The sequence below is a fragment of the Brevibacillus massiliensis genome (assembly GCF_000311785.1).
In the GTDB taxonomy this organism is placed as follows: domain Bacteria; phylum Bacillota; class Bacilli; order Brevibacillales; family Brevibacillaceae; genus Brevibacillus_C; species Brevibacillus_C massiliensis.
On record NZ_HE978546.1, the window covers coordinates 72,475 to 90,004 of the forward strand.

Annotated in this window: 12 protein-coding genes and 3 pseudogenes; 4 read left to right on the top strand and 11 right to left on the bottom strand. The window is 55.8% G+C overall.

Annotated elements, in window-relative coordinates; genetic code table 11:
* Positions 1 to 11: 11 nt before the first annotated feature.
* Positions 12 to 881, bottom strand: a complete 870-nt coding sequence (locus HGBM_RS20750; RefSeq protein ID WP_019123009.1) for a branched-chain amino acid ABC transporter permease — start codon at positions 879 to 881, stop codon at positions 12 to 14.
* A gap of 150 nt (positions 882 to 1,031) precedes the next feature.
* Here HGBM_RS20750 and HGBM_RS20755 point away from each other — a divergent pair, with 150 nt between their 5' ends.
* The 4 genes and pseudogenes from HGBM_RS20755 to HGBM_RS29845 all read left to right on the top strand — a co-directional run bounded on the left by HGBM_RS20755 (position 1,032) and on the right by HGBM_RS29845 (position 4,829).
* A complete protein-coding gene (locus tag HGBM_RS20755; protein WP_019123010.1) occupies positions 1,032 to 1,736 on the top strand; it encodes a FadR/GntR family transcriptional regulator in 705 nt (234 codons plus the stop codon).
* Positions 1,733 to 2,948: pseudogene (locus HGBM_RS28155) on the top strand (CynX/NimT family MFS transporter). The gene HGBM_RS20755 and the pseudogene HGBM_RS28155 overlap by 4 nt, the downstream one beginning before the upstream one ends.
* A gap of 131 nt (positions 2,949 to 3,079) precedes the next feature.
* Positions 3,080 to 3,193 (top strand): annotated as a pseudogene (locus HGBM_RS31890) (universal stress protein); the annotation flags it as partial.
* 187 nt (positions 3,194 to 3,380) lie between these two features.
* Positions 3,381 to 4,829 (top strand): annotated as a pseudogene (locus HGBM_RS29845) (transposase).
* Between the two features lie 442 nt (positions 4,830 to 5,271).
* Here the strand turns inward: HGBM_RS29845 and HGBM_RS20775 are convergent.
* The 10 genes from HGBM_RS20775 to HGBM_RS20820 form a co-directional block, all read right to left on the bottom strand.
* Entirely contained in the window at positions 5,272 to 6,717 is a 1,446-nt protein-coding gene (locus HGBM_RS20775; RefSeq protein ID WP_019123014.1) for a L,D-transpeptidase family protein, read from the bottom strand.
* A 133-nt stretch (positions 6,718 to 6,850) separates the two neighbouring features.
* Positions 6,851 to 7,633: an ABC transporter ATP-binding protein gene (locus tag HGBM_RS20780; protein ID WP_019123015.1), complete on the bottom strand. Its 783-nt coding sequence runs from the start codon at positions 7,631 to 7,633 to the stop codon at positions 6,851 to 6,853.
* A gap of 1 nt (position 7,634) precedes the next feature.
* On the bottom strand, positions 7,635 to 8,432 hold the full coding sequence (locus HGBM_RS20785) for an ABC transporter permease (RefSeq protein ID WP_019123016.1): 798 nt from the start codon (positions 8,430 to 8,432) through the stop codon (positions 7,635 to 7,637).
* Between the two features lie 78 nt (positions 8,433 to 8,510).
* Complete coding sequence (locus tag HGBM_RS20790) at positions 8,511 to 9,530, bottom strand: ABC transporter substrate-binding protein (RefSeq protein ID WP_019123017.1); 1,020 nt, start codon at positions 9,528 to 9,530, stop codon at positions 8,511 to 8,513.
* A gap of 26 nt (positions 9,531 to 9,556) precedes the next feature.
* Entirely contained in the window at positions 9,557 to 10,663 is a 1,107-nt protein-coding gene (hisC, locus tag HGBM_RS20795; protein ID WP_019123018.1) for a histidinol-phosphate transaminase, read from the bottom strand.
* Between the two features lie 26 nt (positions 10,664 to 10,689).
* Positions 10,690 to 11,778 (bottom strand): iron-containing alcohol dehydrogenase family protein, encoded by a 1,089-nt coding sequence (locus HGBM_RS20800; RefSeq protein ID WP_019123019.1) that lies wholly within the window; start codon positions 11,776 to 11,778, stop codon positions 10,690 to 10,692.
* Between the two features lie 246 nt (positions 11,779 to 12,024).
* Positions 12,025 to 13,317, bottom strand: a complete 1,293-nt coding sequence (locus tag HGBM_RS20805; protein ID WP_019123020.1) for a (Fe-S)-binding protein — start codon at positions 13,315 to 13,317, stop codon at positions 12,025 to 12,027.
* Positions 13,318 to 13,323: 6 nt separating this feature from the next.
* Positions 13,324 to 14,748, bottom strand: coding sequence for an FAD-binding oxidoreductase (locus HGBM_RS20810; RefSeq protein WP_019123021.1), 1,425 nt, complete (start codon positions 14,746 to 14,748; stop codon positions 13,324 to 13,326).
* A gap of 21 nt (positions 14,749 to 14,769) precedes the next feature.
* Positions 14,770 to 16,203, bottom strand: a complete 1,434-nt coding sequence (locus HGBM_RS20815) for an NAD-dependent succinate-semialdehyde dehydrogenase (RefSeq protein WP_019123022.1) — start codon at positions 16,201 to 16,203, stop codon at positions 14,770 to 14,772.
* A gap of 17 nt (positions 16,204 to 16,220) precedes the next feature.
* Complete coding sequence (locus HGBM_RS20820) at positions 16,221 to 17,501, bottom strand: aspartate aminotransferase family protein (RefSeq protein ID WP_019123023.1); 1,281 nt, start codon at positions 17,499 to 17,501, stop codon at positions 16,221 to 16,223.
* Positions 17,502 to 17,530: the final 29 nt, after the last annotated feature.

The window sequence follows — 17,530 nt, forward strand, 5'->3', positions numbered from 1 at the left end:
TTTCACGCGCTTCACACCTTTCTTGCCTGGCTGACGCCAAATAAGCCATTGGGGCGAACGTAGAGAATCAGGACGATCAGCAGAAAGACAAACGGAGCTTTCAGTTCCGCAGATACATAGGTAGCGATCAGATTTTCCAGCACGCCGATGCACAAGCCTCCGGCGACTGCCCCGGGCAGGCTGACAAATCCGCCCAGTACGGCAGCGGCAAACGCCAAAATCGCAATTTCCTGCATCATATTGGGATCGAGGAAGGTGATCGGCGCGATCAGCATGCCGGCTACTCCGCCCAAAACAGCGCCAATGGCCCAGGTCCAGGTAAAGATCCCCGTCACCTTGATGCCCATCAATTCGGATGTCTGCATGTCCTGGGCCGCCGCCCGCATCGCCAGTCCCGTCCGCGTGTACTGGAACAGTACGTAAAAAACACCCATTAATAGCAGAGAGACACACAAGACGAATATCTCGTTAGGCTTGATGTACACCTGTCCCAGTTGCAGCGGCTCCCCCGATATCGCCTCCGGATAGCCGACGGGAACATATCCCCAGATGATTCCCGCCACCCCGCGGATCACCATGTAGAGCGCCAGCGTCAGCACCAGTTGATTCAACAGCGGCGCCCGCTGCACGGGCTTCATGATGAACCGCTGGATCACGGTGCCGAGCACAGCCGCAAACAACAGGGCGAGCAGGAAGGCAGCGTAGTAAGGAAGTCCATATCGTTGAAGCAAGATGTAGCTGACGAACGTCGTCAACATCGCCATTTCTCCTTGGGCAAAATTCACGACGTCTGTCGTTTTGTAGATCAGCACCAGCCCCAGTGCCGCCAAACCGTAGATGCAGCCAATGGTCAATCCGCTTGCAATGGTTTGCAAAAGCATTCCCGGCCTTCCCCTCCCCGTCTTTTCTCCTCGATTTGTACTATGTATATGGAGGCACGTCCCAAAAATATGCCTGCAGCAGTCATGGTGTTCAGCATGATACATATGTGCTATTATACTAATAACCAATCATCCTATGTTTGGAGGTATATGTTTTTGGCACTGCAAAAACCAAATCGATTGTCCCTGGTTGAACAAGTGGCAGCACAACTGGAATCCCTGATTGAATCGGGACAGTGGTATGTAGGCATGCGCATTCCGGCTGAACCGGAGCTGGTCGCCGAGCTGGGCGTCAGCCGCAACACATTGCGCGAAGCGATCAGGGCCCTGGTTCATGCCGGGCTGCTTGCGACAAAACAGGGCGATGGCACGTACGTCTGTTCCGCAAGCGCTCTGGGAGCCGTACTCAAGCGACGAATTAGACAGTCAAATATCCTGGAGACGCTGGAAGTCCGGTATGCGCTGGAACGGGAAGCGGCATGTCTGGCCGCGGCAAGACGCACGGAGGAAGACATCGAAGCGATGCGTTCCCATTTGCTCGTCTGCGATACCGCCATGAAAAGCGGGGATCTCCAGGCTTATACGGAATCGGACATCAGGCTGCACCAAGCGATTGTACAGGCCGCGCACAACAGCGTACTGATCGAACTGTACGAGCACATGACAGAGGCTTTGCACCTGTCGATCAACAGTCAGTCGGAATGTACGCTGCATCTTGAAACCCATCAAAACATCCACCAAAAACTGGTGGAAGCGATCGTTGAAAAAAATGCAGCCGAAGCAATGGAAGCTGTACATGAGTACATCGAAAAAGTCAAGGGAGAAATACAACTGGAGTTGGAGGAAGAATCATGAGTGCTCCAGCAAAAATGCAATCTGCCGCCAGGACTGACGCCTGCGAAAAACGATGGCTGCTGGTCCTTGGCATTTTATTTATCGGAGCAGTCCTGCGGGCGCCGCTCACATCTGTCGGGCCATTGGCAGGATCGATTCGCGATAGCCTGGGGATCTCCAATGCGATGGCCGGGATCCTGACGACTTTGCCCTTGCTTGCTTTTGCGCTGCTTTCGCCGTTTGCTCCCAAACTGTCCCGCCGCTTTGGGATGGAGCCGGTGCTGTTCGCCGCTTTAGCCTTACTGACCGTCGGGATCGGCCTTCGGTCCCTGGCCGGAATCGGAACCTTGTTTCTCGGCACCATCCTGCTTGGCCTGGCCATCGCCGTCTGCAATGTCCTTTTGCCCGGCTTGATCAAAAGAGAGTTTTCGGACAAAATCGGAATGATGACAGGCGTCTATTCGGTATCGATGAATCTCTGCGGCGCCATCGCTTCCGGCATCAGCGTTCCCATTGCCTTGGAACTGGGCCTCGGCTGGCACGGAGCACTTGGGTTCTGGGGAATCCTGTCCATCGTCTCTCTCCTCTTCTGGCTGCCGCAGATGCGTTCCCGCCGCCAACCGACGGCCGCGGCCGTGAGCGCGAAAGGGACGGAGACAGTCAATCTCTGGCGGTCGGGGTTGGCTTGGCAGGTAACGCTCTTTATGGGCCTGCAATCCCTGCTCTTTTACACGGTAATCGCCTGGCTCCCGGAAATTATGAAACAGCAGGGACTCGCCGCCGATTATTCCGGATGGATGCTGTCGCTGATGCAGTTTTCCGTACTGCCGTTTACATTCCTCGTCCCGATCGTCGCCGGCCGTCTGGCCAATCAGCAGTTATTGGCTGCGTTTACCGCGGCGCTGTTTTTTCTTCGGGGTACTGGGCGTGCTCTACGGCAGTACGGCGCTGATGCCGCTGTGGGTGATCATGATGGGAATTGGCGCGGGATCCGCCTTTAGTCTGTCGATGATGTTTTTCGGCCTTCGCACCAGGACGGCGCACCAATCGGCAGAGCTGTCAGGCATGGCGCAATCATTCGGATACCTCCTGGCTGCCGTGGGACCGACGCTGTTTGGCTACCTGCACGATGCCACACACGGTTGGACGGTGCCGCTGCATATGCTCGGCGCAGTGGCGATCCTCCTCTTCATCTTCGGCCTTGGCGCAGGCAGAAATCGCTATGTAAGTTGAAGAAAAAACCATCGCAAATTGGTATGACGAGGGAGTGCATACAGTTATCCTGGCAGGTTTGCGATTTTCGGACATCCTAAAATAGAAAGGAAGAGAAGAGATGTTCAACAAAATACTCGTCCAAAGCTGGCGGCTTTGGGCTGATTGTCGTCGGCAGCCGGGGGCTTAGCGGCATCAAGGAAATGATGCTCGGCAGCGTCAGCCATAAGGTTTCCCAGTTGGCAAGCTGTCCGGTGTTGATCGTGAATTTACAGGTTTTTACAGGTGGTCCGTTTGCGAAAAACCATCCCGCGTGCCTTCATGGGTGATTCGGGATGTCCTTTTTCCATCGTTATTATCTCTAGAAGTCCGGTGAAAAAGTCCGCCTAAGCAGGCTTTTCCCACGGTGTTGCCGAATTATACGGTAACAATGAATTGAAAGAGTGATGGAATATGAAAGCTCATAAGTCATCGGCCATCCAGCCTCAGATGTTTCAATTTGTGGACATGGATGAACTTGTGCCAAAAAAGCATATCCTGCGTCAAATCAACGAAGCGCTTGATTTTTCCATCGTCCATGATTGGGTGGCGCCGCTATATACGGAACGTACCGGCCGCCCGGCCGCTGACCCGGAGCGAATGGTTCGACTGATGCTGCTTTCGTATCTGTTCAACCACTCCGAACGCGAATTGTATCAGCTGCTGCCCATGCATGCGGGCTATTTGTGGTTTTGCGGATTGGACTTCGAATCCGTCCTGCGCCCGGATCCATCGCGGCCGTCCCTGCCGGATCGGACGACCTTGGTGAAGACCCGGAAATTATGGCGAAAACACGGCATTTTCGACAGGCTCATGAAACATGTCGTCGACCAGTGCATTGCTGCCGGATTGGTTCAGTCCGATGTGCACGTAGGCGTCGACGGCACCCAGGTACGGGCTAACGCGTCCATCCACAGCTTGAAAGAAATCACCCTGGCCCCGGTGGAGTCGATTGAGGATTACCTGACCCGCATGGCCCGGCAAGATGAAGAGACTGATTGCGCCGCCCATGATTCCGATGATGACAGACAGCCGCCCGCACCGCCCGCGCGAAAAGAGCGGCGGCTGGAAGACGAAGCGACGCATGAAGATTTTCATGGCAAAACCTTCTCCAACAAGACCCACCGCAGCGTGACGGACCCGGATGCCCGCTTGTACAAAAAGAGCAATGGTTAGGAAGCGCATTTGCGGTATTTGGTGCACCATGTAACGGATGTCCAGTCCGGCGTCATTTTGTCTACGCAAGCGAGCATCGCGTCCGGGACGGCTGAGCGCGAGACGAGTTTGCAGCAACTGGCCGCGATTCGCTTTGCCCATCCACAAATCCGGATTCGTACGCTCTCTGCCGATAAAGCCTATGGAACGACCGATTATCTGCAAGCACTGTGCGAGCAAGGGATTGTTCCCTTGGTGTCGCTCCGCAATCTGATACTGGAAGATACACCTGCCTGGAAACGTCAAACGAACGATCCGGAACGACAACGCAAGCGGTTGGCGAAAATCCAGGAAGTACACATCCGAAACAGAGCCAAACGGATTCAGCTAACGGGTTCTTACCGTCATCTGCAAAAGTTACGAACCCGCTGTGAGCATGTGTTTGCTGAAAGCAAAGTGGCGCATGGCATGGATCGTGCACGGAGCCGCGGACTCGACTGCATGCAAGAACAGGCGCTACTGACGGCGATCGTTCAAAATCTGAAAAGACTATGCCGGTTTGGAAAAAAGCGACCTCAAACTGGTATGTCGGCATGCCAAAAAACGAAATCCGTGATGACAGAGGCGTTGTCACGCCTACTCATTTCAGCGCTGGCTGAGTTGTTTTACTCGTTTTGCATGTCGATCAGACGGCTACAACTGCACTAATTCACCGGACTTCTAGACATTTTCCTGCAATTTTGCCTGGACATTCTTAAGCTGGAAGACTTGGCGACAGGTCATGTGCTTATCGCCAGTAAACAACCGGAATCAATAAGGCTCCGCCAAAAGATGGGCAGAGCCTCAAGCTTGCAAGACGATTATTTCAGGCCAACGGCTTTTCTAACTGCGTGAGGGATACCCCGGGCGCCACTTCCACCTCCGTAACCTCAATAAAACCATTCTTGCGATATAAATTTTACGCCGGAACACTTTTGGAACCGGTGGAGACTGTTATTTTCAAATGATTGGCAATTCCTTCACGAATTTTCATCATCTTCGTGCTGCCTCCCCATCGCTGTCGCAAACGTATTCTTCCATATCTGCAGCAGCTATTAGCAATCATCTGAGCCTCCAATCTTCACTTGAAGGAAAAAGAAAACGGTTCATCCTAATGAAGCCAATGATACATCACTTCTGGCGTTTCTTCCTTTGGACCGGCAGGCAGCAGAAAACGGCCAGGATTGGACCATGAACGGATCGGGACGGATTTATCGGAAATGATCACCTCGGTACCCAGTGAGACAAAAGAGTACAATTCCTCCACATCCTCGTTGGACAGGCGAATGCATCCGAGCGACACTGATTGCCCAATGCTTTTCGGATTGTTGGTTCCGTGTATGGCATATCCCTCATTGTCAAAAATGAATCCGCGCGAGCCATAGATATGATCGTGTCCGCGGGGCCGGTTGATCTTTTGCAGGATGGTAAAATAGCCCTCCGGTGTGGCATTCTCTTTGCCGATGCCGATCGCAAATCGCCGCACCGGATGGGAGCCGCTCACCAGCGACAAGCTGTACGAGCCTTGGTGAATGTATATTTGCAGCGGTTGAAGCGGCACAGCCGGTTCGGGATAAGCGGGTAACGGCAAAACCTCGCTCATGCTTGCCCACGCTTGCTCGGGGCGAAACGCTTCAGGACGATAGGTCCAAGCCGGGCTGCTGCCGTTTTCCTCAACGATGGATGGCTGAGGGATGGCTGACAATATGTTGTCTGGGTATCCGGCTGCCAAGTCCTGCAATTGGAGCGGCAGGCGGCCTTTGCGCTGGTAGGTGCGGTATAGCGCGTTTCGCAGCGTGAGAACTTGTTCCAAAGTGCGCTGCTCTGTGGCGAGCGCCTTTTTCGCCGTCTGTATGAGCGGCTCTTTATCGCATGTCGGACAATTCCGAGGATACCATTTCTGCCCCAATATGCTGTGATTGTCCGGGTTGTACTCCATAATGCCTTTGATCCGTGTCGGTTGATAAAACAACAAAGGCGTATAGAGCGGTACGCCCTCCGTTTCCGGTACGAGAATCACGGAATACGGTTTGTGCAAAGCCGGACGGCGGGAACGCAAATACTGCAGCACCTGCTCTTTTACCTGTGTGTCAGGCATTTGATCGGGGACGGCTATCACCTCTACGTGTTTGCTTTGCGAAGGTTTTTCTGTCGCAGGCGGCCGCATTTCTGCCGTCTTTGCATTTTGCGGCAGCTGCTGAACGTGTTCGCCAACGGAAACCGGGAAACAAAGGATCGTAGCAACAACGGCTAATAGTCCGCTAATCGAGCGAAACAGACCGGGAATCAACCGCTTTTTTTGTTTGCGCAGCAGGTTTTGGTAAGCTTCCCGCGCTTCCTCGCTAAATTCGCCAGGTTTGGTATGCAGCGCTTTGCGATAGGCTTCGAGTGCTTCCTTTTCTTTCCCCCGTTTTTCCCATTCACGGCCAAGAAACAGCCAGCCCACAGTCTCTTCAGGATGTTGTTTCACGAAAGATAGATGAAAAACCAGATCATCATGATCGGGATAGGTTAACAAAAAGGTAGCTTTTTCCTGCAGAAATTGGGCTTTGTTCACCTGCAATTCCTCCCTACTGTTGTTTATCGGAAAATTTAGGGAATGGTGTTAGATGGCCGGGATTGCAGGTGCACGAAAATAGAAAAAGCCGGCGATCACCAAACCGCCAGCTTCCAAACTTGTTTAAACAAAATTACGGCTTTACAACCTTCAAGCTTTCTTCCCTGATCAACTCCAACAGTTCCATCTTCAACTCAAAGAAGGCAGCGCTGTTTTTGACACTGTATTCCCGGGGGCGCGGCAGGGTGACCGGGATGCTCTTCTTCAAACGCCCCGGACGGGCAGTCATCACGTAGACCGTGTCGCCCAAAAAGACCGCTTCCTCGACGTCGTGCGTGATAAAAAGGATCGTCTTCTTGGACTCTTCCCAGACCTTCAGCAGGATCTCCTGCATGATCGCCCTCGTCTGGGCATCGAGCGCTCCGAACGGCTCGTCCATCAGGAGAATTTCCGGGTCGTTGGCGAGCGCCCGCGCGATCGCGACGCGCTGCTTCATTCCCCCGGACAGCTGTATCGGGTAGTGCTTCTCAAAGCCGGCCAGGCCGATCAGTTCCAGGTAATGCCTGGCCACTTCCAGCCGCTCGGCTTTGGAGACGCCTTTTAACTGCAGACCAAACGCGATGTTGTCCTCGACAGTCAGCCACGGGTAAAGCGTATAGGACTGAAACACCATCCCCCGGTCCGGGCCAGGTCCGTGGATTTCCCTGCCATCCAGGCGGACTCTGCCGGAAGAAGGTTCTTCCAGACCGGCGACGATCCGCAGCAGGGTGGACTTGCCGCAGCCTGAGGGGCCGAGGATGGTGATAAATTCGCCCTCCTTGATCTCAAAGGAGGTCTTGTCCAGTGCAACCGTCTCCCCTGACTTCGTAGAGAATACTTTTCCGACCTGATCGATGACGAGTTTTGCCGTTTCCATCTTAGGCACCTTCCCTTCTCATCCAGGTGAACGACGCCCGGTAAATCGCTTTGAAAATGATGTCCGTGATCAGCCCCAGCAGGCCGATGATCAGGATCCCGACGATGATCTTGTCCGGCTTCAGAAAGCGGGAAGACTGCATAATCATGTAGCCGAGCCCGTTGGCTGCCCCGACGATCTCGGCGACGACCAGGTAGGTCCAGGCCCAGCCGAACGTAATCCGCAGCGTATCGACAATCCCAGGCAGGGAGGCGGGCAGGATCACTTTGTAAAAAATCTGCGAACGGCGCGCCCCCAGCGTATAAGAGACTTCAATCAAGTCGTTCTGTACGTTTTTCGTCACGTCCATGACCATCAGGGTCATCTGAAAAAACGTACCGAAGAAGATGACGGCCATTTTTTCCGTTTCGTCCAGACCCAGCCACAGGATAAACAGCGGAATAAAAGCGGAAGCCGGCATGTAGCGGATAAAGCCGATAAACGGTTCAAAGGCGCCTTCGGCGATCCGCAGCGTACCCATCAGGGTGCCGAGCGGGACGGCGATCACAGCCGCGGCGACAAAGCCGAGGAACACCCGGGTAAAGCTGATTCCGATATCGGAGAAGATCTCGCCGTCGCTAAACAGCGCGATCGCCGTTCTGACGATCTTGTCAGGAGGCGGCAGGAACAGCGGATTGACCACCCCGCCGTAGGTCAGCGCTGACCAGATCGCCAAAAAGACGAGGAAGACGACTACCCCGGCAAGGACGTACACTTTCCGGGGGATCTCTTTTTTAGGAGCAAACAAATGGTTCCTCACGATTTTTCCTCCCTATTTGCAAATGAGGGAGGCCCCTTCGGGCACTCCCTCTGACCGCGTTTTGACTAGAAGCTATGCTTACAAACCTTCTACAAAAGACGGGTTAATCATCTCTTCCGGAGCAGGGGCCTTATCAATCTGTTTTTGTTCGAGGTAGAAGTCTATGGCGTTTTTGGCTGATTGATAGAGCGGCCCAGGGCTGCTGCTGGTTCCCAATATCTGTTTGTTCTCCTCTTTATCGTGGAATTTCAAGCCTTTGGCCGTATCGACAAACTCATTTACGTCAATTTTCAAGCCTTTTGCCATAATTTCATGGGATTCGTCTTCATGCTCTTTCCAATAGTCCATCGCTTCCGCCATGGCGGCGACGAACGCCTTCACATCTTCCGGCCGCTTGTCCACGACATCTTTCCGGAAGCCGACCGCATCGACGATAATCCCCGGCAGGTCTTTTGTCGACAGAAGCACTTTGCCGTCAGCGGCGGACCCTTTCGACAGCCACGGTTCCCAGGTGACCGCAGCGTCTACCTTCCCGGCAGTGAACGCTGCACCGGCATCCCCGGCCGTCATATTGATCGCTTCGATGTCCTTCTCTGTCAGTCCGGCCTGCTTCAACGCCGTGAGCACCAGCAGGTGGCTGGTCGTGCCAATTTCAAACGCCACCTTCTTGCCTTTCAAGTCTGCAATGGATTGAAACTCTTTTTTTGCCAGAATGCCGTCGCCGCCGTAAGAATCGTCCAGCACCCAGACCACCTGATTCGGCACGTCGGATGCGGCTAGCGTAGCCAGTACGTCCAAAGCGGTAGCCATGCCGTCCACTTTGCCGCCGGCCATCGCCTGTTTGCGCTCCGCCAGCCCTTCGATGATCGACAGCTCTACCTTGACGCCGTGTTTCTCGAAGAGGCCTTTTTCTTGGGCCAGGAACAGCGGTCCATACCCGGTCCAGGTGGGCAGTGTTACCCGGAGCGGTTCAGCATTCCCGGCTTCCTTGGGCTGATCGGCCGCCGTCTGCTGATTCTGCTGGTCTCCCGCGCCGCCGCAAGCGGCCAGGCTGAGTGACAAGACAAGTGAACATATGATTGCCAGTAGCTTTTTCATCGTCATTCCTCCGTGTTGTATGTTCGCTATAAGATTTGCTTTAACGCCTGTACAAACGTTTTGACTTCTTCTTCTTTCCCGACCGAGATTCTGAGCGAGGTGGTCAGTCCGTAGCCGGTCAAGGGGCGAACGATTATGCCGTATTCTTTCGCCAGCCGGTCAAACATCTCCTGGTTATCCCTGCCGGTGTCTACGTAGACAAAGTTTCCGTTGCTTTCGAGGTAAGTGAGCCCCAGCTCTTGAAAAGCTTCGTACATGAGCTGTTTGCCTGCTTCGTTTATCTGCTTGGAACGAGCGGCGTGCTCCTCGTCGTCAAGGCTGGCCAAGGCTCCGGCCTGGGCGATCCCATTTACGTTGAAGGGAAGGCGAACGTGCCTGAGCGCCTCGATCAGCTTGGCCGAACCCATTGCGTAGCCGATCCGGGCCGACGCAAGAGAATGAATCTTGGAAAACGTCCGGACGACCAAAACGGGCTTGTGATCTGCAATAAACTCTACTGCGGTGCGATACTCAGGGGAGACGGCGTAGTCGTGATACGCCTCGTCGATCGCCACCAGGACACTGCTTGGTACCTGCTCCAAGAAGGCTGCCATCTCGTCGCGCGGGATGACTTTTCCCGTCGGGTTGTTCGGATTGCACAGGAAAATGATTTTCGTCTTGTCGGTTACGCTGTCCAAAATGGCCGCAAGATCAATCGAAAAATCCTGCTTCATCGGCGTGATGACAGGTGTCGCTCCCATCAGGTGAGCAGCGCTGAGATAGGAGGAAAATGTAATTTTTGGAATAATCGCTTCATCTCCGGGCTCTAAAAACGTCTGGGCGATCATCTGAATGGCTTCATCCCCGCCGTTGGAGAGTATCACCTGTTCAGGCGAGATTCCATCGATTTCCGCAATCCGCGCTCGCAGCGGTTCCCCGTCCGAGTCCGGGTAAAATTGCAGCTTCTCCACTTCCCGACGCATCGCTTCCAGCGCTTTCGGAGACGGGCCGAGCGGATTTTCGTTAAAAGAAAGCTTCATGACCGTTTCCTTGCCCAAAACCTTCTTGATTTCTTCAACCGGAAGATCGGGAAGGCCGCAGTTGTAAGGAGTCAAATTGGGAAATACCCGACGAACCATCTGCTCTAGTCTCATCGTATCCTTCCTCACGTTTCTTGGAGTTATTGTTGCGCTCTGCCCAAACCGTCCGCCTTCTGCACCGCCTCGATGACCATCTGGGGCGACACGGCAAACGGCATGTTGGCCATATCTTCGATGGTCACAGTCACTTCGCCCAGGCGCTGCCAGTCCTCGGCTGCAAGCGGGCGGACCCCCATCTCCGGCAAGCTGGCAGGCAGCTTGACCTCGCGGTAGTAGGAGATAAGCTCGCGAATCTCCTGCTCTTCCCTGCCCTCCAGCGCCAGTTGGGCGAGAATCCCAAAGGCGACAATTTCTCCGTGGTAGGTTTCATGGATTTCCGGAAAAATCGTCAGTCCGGAGTAGATGGCGTGAGCTGCAGCCGTCCGGCAGTCATCCCCGCCGTAGCCGCTGACACTGCCGCTGAGCAGAATAATCGCGTCGATCACATCTTCGAGCACCGGAGTGATCTGCCCCTGCTCCAAAGCCGCCACGGCTTCTTTTCCCGACTCCAGCAAAAGCTCGTAAACGACTTTGGCCAACCCGACGGCACTTTTGACTCTGGCGCTCGGCACCGCTTTCTGTGAAGTGGCGCGAGATTCGAACCACTTGGCCAGCGTATCGCCAATGCCCGCAATCAAAAAGCGGACAGGCGCCTTGCTGATGACCGTCGTATCGACCAGTACCAATTCCGGGGCTTTCGACCGGCGGCTGATCTCTGTAAAGGTACCGTGATCGTCATAAATAATGGCGATAGATGTAGTCGCTGCACATGTGGCCGCAATCGTCGGGATCGCGATGACCGGCAGGCCGACCCGATAAGCCGCCGCTTTCACCGTGTCCATGACTTTCCCGCCGCCGACTGCGATCAGCATATCCGGCTTGCGCTGCCCGACCTCTGCCGCCAGGCGATCGATATTCGTCCAGGACGATTCTCCGCCGTACCAGAACGGGGTACCTGCCTCGATTCCTTGTTCGGCCAAGCTGGCGGTGATTTTCTCGGCCGCGACAGACAATGCGGTATGTCCTCCGACCAGGAGGGCTTTCGTCCCGTATTGTTTGCCATGCTGCCCGACTTCCGATAAAATTCCGGCTCTTCTGATGTATTTCCCTGGTCCTACAACCACTTCCATGCTTCTCACCATTTTCTATGCAAGATTATGCAAAAATCCGTATATCGTATTCGACATCATTCAATTTTATAGAGGATACTGAACAATGTCAACATTCGATTTCAGGCTTTTTATGTCTCCCTTATAGCGGCTATGGCCGCTACCCTCGGTCGATAAACGCGAACGAGAGGATGCTGCCGCCGGGCAAGCTGCATAAACGTCACAAAAACAGCCCACTCATCTCCTGAGTGGGCATAAAAGCTTCCTTTATGATGTCACAGCCAGACCGGCAGACTCTGCCAACAGTTCGACGAGATGGAGCGTTCGGACCTCGTGGGACAGCCCTTCGCGCTGCACCCCCAGCTTCATCTGCAGCAGACAGCCCGGATTGGTCGTCACGATGACCGTCGCCTTCGTCGCTTTCATCGTTTCCATCTTCACGTCGAGGATTTCCATCGACTCTTCGTAATTGACTACGTTATAGATGCCGGCCGACCCGCAGCACTGGCCCGGATTGGCCATTTCCCTGAACGTAATCCCCGGAATCCGCTTGATCAGATCCAGCGGCTCGCGCACGACCTTCTGCACGTTGGACATGTGACAGGAGCGCTGGTAGGTGACCACCTCGTCGATCGGGTGCTTCAAGGGCAGCTCGCACTGTGCCAGCACCTGGCTGATATCACGGGTTTTCGCCACGAAGCGGCGAGCTCGCTCCTCCCATTCGGGGTCGCCGTGGAACAGGTGATGGTACTCGACCAGCAGAGCGCCGCAGCCCCCGGCGTTATTGACGATAAAATCGACATCCAGCTGCTCAAACGCCTCGATATTTTGTTTGGCCAGCAGCACCGTGTCGTCGCGTCGACCGGCGTGGGCGTGCAGCGCGCCGCAGCAGGTCTGCCCGCTGGCGACGTGTACTTCGCAGCCGGCCAAGGCCAAAAGCTCCATGGACAAGCGGTTGATTTTTTCAAACATCGCATCCATGATGCAGCCGGTGAAAAAGGCCACTTTAAACCGCACGGCCGTGCCGGCAGGCGGCTGAAAAGCAGCGGGCCGCTTCCGCCGGGCTGCCGGCGAGCTCACTTCCGGCAGCACCTCTTCAAACGCGGAGAGGTTTTCCGGCAGGATTTTCGTCAGCCTGCCTTTCTGCGCCACCTTCTGCAAGCCTGAGGACTGGTACAGCCAGATCAGGTCGGCAGCTGTGCGCAGCTTTTTGGGATCCGGAAAGACTTTTTGAAACATCACGTCCTGCATCCATTTCACCGGTTTGGAGGTGCTTTGTCCCTTGTGCTCGTGCAGCACCTCTCTCGCTTCCTCCAAAATTTTTCCGTACTGCACTCCCGACGGACAAGCAGGCTCACAGGCGCGGCAGCCCAGGCAGAGATCGAGCGGCTCCTGCAGTTCATCGAGCGAAATCTGCCCTTCTGCCGCCATTTTCACCAGGTTGATTCTCCCGCGGGGAGAGTGAGTCTCCTTGCCCATCGTCATGTAGGTCGGACAGGCGGGCAGGCAGTACCCGCACTGTACGCATTGGATCGTTTTATCGTAAGGCAGTTTTTTCATGGCGCTCTATCCTTCCGTCAAAACGAGCCGTTGGCCGGGCTTTGGAAAAATCTTGCCGGGATTCATAATGTTTTTCGGATCCAGACTCTCCTTGATCCGCTTCATCACGTCCAATCCGGCAGCGCCGAGCTCCATCTCCATAAACGGCGCTTTCATATTGCCGATGCCGTGTTCCCCGGAAAGGGTGCCGCCCAGCGCGATCGCTGCCTCAAAGATTTCCGCTACAGCCTTCTCGACACGCTTCATTTCTTCTTGATCACGTTTGTCGGCGATGATGTTGGGATGCAGATTGCCGTCCCCGGCATGGCCAAAGACGACGAGATTCACCTGGTACTTGTCGCGGATTTGCTTCAAGCGGGCGAACATCTCCGGAATCTTGCTCCGCGGAACCGTCGCATCCTCGGAGATTTTCGTCGGTTTCATCCGCACGATCGCCGGGGACACCATTTTCCGCGCCTTCCACAAGGCCTCCCGCTCTGCTTCCGTATTGGCAATCTCTACCCGGCTCGCTCCGATGCTTTCACAGATCCGCGCCGCTTCCTTGATCTCTTCTTCTACCGCACGAGGATGGCCGTCCACCTCGATCAGGATGATCGCCTCTGCCTCCACAGGGAGTCCGCATGGCTGGTAGGCTTCTACCGCCTTGATGCAGGCTTGATCCATGATCTCCATCTTGGCCGGCAGAATTCCCGACGTCAGCACGCGCGAAATCGCTTCCCCCGAGGTGACGATGTCGTCGAAGATCGCCATCAGCGTAGCCGTGGCGGGCGGCTTGGGGATGAGCTGCAGGATCGCCTCGGTGATAATCCCGAGCGTCCCCTCCGAACCGACGATCAGCTTGGTCAGATCGTAGCCGGTCACGTTTTTGACCGTCCGTCCTCCGGTGCGGATGACCTCCCCCTGGGGCGTAACCACCTCCAGGCCGAGCACGTAATCCTTGGTCACCCCGTACTTCAGCCCTCTGGGGCCGCCGGCGTTTTCCGCCAGGTTGCCGCCGATCGTGGCCACTGCCGAACTGCTCGGGTCAGGCGGATACATCAGCCCCACTTGCTCCGCCGCCTGGTGGATATTCGCCGTAAGCACACCGGGTGACACGATCGCGATCAGGTCGTCCGGGATGATCTCCAGCCGCTGGTTCATATGGGACATGTCGAGCGCGATCCCTCCCTCGACAGGGAGGGGGCCGCCCGACAGCGAAGTGGAACGTCCCCGCGGGTAGATCGGGATCGTCTCCTCGTAAGCCAGTTTGACGATGGCAGCCACCTCTGCCGTGGTTTTGGGCTGCACCACCAGCTCCGGAAAGTGCGTCCCGAAGGAAGCGTCAAAGGAGTAGCTGGCAAGGTCTGTCCGCTCCGTCAGGACCCGCTTGGCATCGGGGACGATCTCCCTGATCCTGCCCAGAATCTCTGCATCAACCTGTTTGTACTTCACCGCATTCACCTTCGTTCAACCTTACATCTCTAACTGAAAGGACATGAATTTGTAATCCAGGTAATCCTCGATGCCGTACTTGCCGCCCTCACGGCCCACACCCGACTCCTTGACTCCGCCAAACGGCGCCTGCGCGACCGTCGGAACCGGATCGTTGATGCCGACAATGCCGTAATCCAGCGCTTCGGCGACGCGGAACATGCGGGATCCGTCTTTGGTGAAGACGTAGGAAGCCAGGCCGTACACCGTATCGTTGGCGCGGCGGATCGCTTCTTCCTCTGTTTCAAATGTAAAAATCGGCGCGACCGGACCAAAGGTCTCTTCATAGGATATTTTCATCTCATGGGTAGCGTTCAACAGCACGGTCGGCTCGAAGAAGCAGCCATTGGCATACGCGCCCTGCTCCAGCTTGCTGCCGCCGCATACGACCTTCGCCCCCTTGCTGACGGCGTCGTCGATGTGCTCCTGGGCTTTCTCGACAGCCTGGCGGTCGATCATCGGTCCGATGTTGACACCCTCCTCCAGGCCGTTGCCCACGACGAGCCGGCTTACTTTTTCCGCCATAATCGCAGCGAATTTCTCCGCTACCGATTTTTGCACATAGATGCGGTTCGTGCAGATGCAGGTTTGCCCCGCGTTGCGGAACTTGCTGGCGATCGCTCCCTCCGCCGCCTTCTCCAGGTCGGCATCTTCGAAGACGATAAACGGAGCGTGGCCGCCCAGCTCCATCGATACCTTTTTCATCGTATCGGCCGATTGGCGGACCAGTTCCTTGCCCACCTCGGTAGAGCCGGTAAAGGTGATTTTCCGGACGACTGGGCTTGCCATCATCGCGCCGACCACTTCAGCAGCGGAGCCGTTCACCAGGTTGGCGACGCCTTTGGGCAGCCCGGCCTCGTGCAGCGCCTTGAACACTTCGATTGCGGCAAGCGGCGTGGCCGAAGCTGCCTTCAGGATGATCGTGCAGCCAGCCGCCAGCGCTGGCGCCAGTTTGCGGGTGATCATCGCAATCGGGAAGTTCCACGGCGTAATCGCTCCGACGACCCCTACGGGCTGGCGGGTGACGATGATCCGCTTGCTCGGCGAGGAGGCGGGAATCGTGTCGCCGTAGATGCGCTTTCCTTCCTCTGCGTACCAATCGAGGTAGTCGATGGCCAGGCCGATCTCGCCTTTGGACTCGGCCAGCGGTTTGCCCATCTCGCGGGTGATCAGGGCGGCGATCTCGTCCACTCTGCCGCGCAGGATGTCGGCGGTGTTTTTCAGGTACGTATAGCGCTCCTTGGCGGTCAGACGGGCCCAGGCAGGAAACGCGGCCTGGGCGGCGTCAATCGCGGCCTGGGTATCAGCCGCTCCTCCTTTGGCGACGGTCGCGATCGTCTCCCCCGTCGCCGGATTGGTCACCTCAAACGTCTTGCCGGACTGGGCCTGGCACCACTCTCCATTGATGTACAACATGCTTGTCTCCTCCTTTTTTAGGCTAATTCCGCGAGCGACGACTTGATGATGGTCATGGCTTCATCGATTTCCGCTTTCGTGACGGTCGTCGGCGGGATAAACCGGATCACGTTTTTATCCGTACCGCAGGTGAGCAGAATCAGCCCTTTCTCCAGCGCTTTCTTCTGCAGGGCGCTGACAGTAGCGGCATCCGGCTTGCCGTCGGCGGCGATGAATTCCACCCCGATCATCAATCCCAGACCGCGGATGTCCTTGATAGTGGGAACATTCGCCTGAAGCTTCCGCAATTCCTCCATGAAGTACGCCCCCATGTTGACGGCATTTTCAAGCAGACCGCCTTCGAGCAGTTCGATCACAGCCAGCGAAGCCGCACAAGCAACCGGATTGCCGCCGTAGGTGCCGCCGTGCGTACCGGCTGTCCACTGATCCATCAGGTCGGCGCGGGCCACCAGTGCACTCAGCGGGAAGCCGTTGGCGATCCCTTTTGCCAGCGACAGGATATCCGGCTTCACATCAAAGTGCTGCCAGGCAAACATTTTCCCGGTGCGTCCGAAGCCGGTTTGAATTTCGTCGAAGATCAGCAGGATGCCGTGCTGGTCGCAGATGCGGCGAATTTCTTCGACGAACGCTTTTGGCGGCACGATGTATCCGCCTTCGCCCTGGACCGGTTCCATAATGATCGCGGCGACCTGGTCAGGAGCGATCAGGAAGCGGAAGATTTCCTCCAGGGAGTGCAGGCAGCGCTTGACCTCTTCTTCCTCAGACAGGCCCGTGCGCAGGGCATAGGGGTATTCCGCGTAGTAGACGCTTGGCAAAAGCCCTTCGTAATCTTTGCGATACAGCGAGTTGGAAGCCGTCAGCGTCGTGGTGGCCAGCGTGCGTCCGTGGAAGCTGCGCTTGAACGAGATGATGCCGGGACGCTTGGTCACTTTTTTCGCCATTTTGATGGCCCCTTCATTTACCTCTGCGCCGCTGTTGGAAAAGTACACCTTGCAGTTGCCGCCGTTCAGCTCGCTTAGTTTTTCGGCCAGCTCGACGTAGACCGGGTAGTACACGACGTTGTGACCGCCGTGGATCAGCGCGTCCATCTGCGCCTTGGCCCGCTCCACGACCAGCGGATGATTGTGTCCGACGTTCGTCACGGCTACGCCGCTGGCAAAGTCCAGGTATTTCTTGCCGTCTTCGCCCCACAGGTAGGAGCCTTCTCCCTTGACGACACCAAGCGTGGTCGCTCTCGACGCTACCGGAGGCATTACGGCGTTGGCCCGTTCGAATAAAGATTTGGTTTGTGCTGTCATGGTTACCTCTCCCTTGAAAATTTTTATAT